1 pseudogene is annotated in these 797 nt (G+C 56.6%); it reads right to left on the bottom strand.

Annotated elements, in window-relative coordinates:
- A pseudogene (locus ABS784_RS16905) lies at positions 1–745 on the bottom strand (UPF0236 family transposase-like protein); the annotation flags it as partial.
- Positions 746–797 lie beyond the last annotated feature (52 nt).

The raw sequence follows: 797 nt of genomic DNA, 5'->3' as shown, positions 1-797 counted from the left end.
TCCCGGCAGGCCGTGATCCACGACGCCGCGTCGCCGTTGATGATCAAAAGGTCCCGGCACGGATCATAGGCATATTCCTTCATCAGCCACTCTTCAAACCGTTCCCACACGTCTCCCGCCCCTTCATGGAGGTAGTGGCGCCGGTTCACGAGCTCGAGCTGCGAACCGTTTCGTTTCCATCCCTCGTGAACCGCCAGGATTTTCTCTTCTTTCGCCCGTTTCCCTTTCCCCTGGCGGGAAATGAACAGCCCATCCGCCTCGACAAACAGCACTCGGCCGTGCCGTTGGGAAACAGGGTGGTGCAGCGAGACAGGAGCCTCCAGCACCAGTTGGCGAATCGCCTCGTGGCTCATGACCGCATACCTCACGATCGACTCGAGTGTGCGAGCTGCTTTGCGGTAGGAAGAGCACTCCACGGCCAACTCGACCGCCGTTTCCTCGAGGCAAGGGCTGATCGACTGCGCTCCATCAAAGCCCAGTTCGGCATCCAGCAAGAAGGTATACGCCCCCGCCTGCCGACATAGTAGTCGTTCCGTCGAAACGCCACTTCTCTAAACAGCGTTTGGATCGTGGTCGGCCGTTTGTCTTTCAGCTGATACCGGCGCTTGTCCCGCGCTTCCGCCAGTTGTTGATCGATCTCCTCCAAAAGGGCCGCCAACAAGACAGCGAACACCTTTTGAAGAGTTCTGACTAATTGCTCCTCCAGCTCTTTTAATAAAGGCCATTCTGTGGTAAGATGTTTCATGGACTCTCTCCCTCCTGTTTTCGGTTGATGTTGACAATCACCATCATAGCAG

This window comes from Geobacillus sp. G4 (assembly GCF_040327975.1).
GTDB classification, from domain to species: domain Bacteria; phylum Bacillota; class Bacilli; order Bacillales; family Anoxybacillaceae; genus Geobacillus; species Geobacillus thermoleovorans.
The sequence above is the reverse complement of the archived record's forward strand: the minus strand, read 5'-3'. Positions and strand labels throughout refer to the sequence as shown.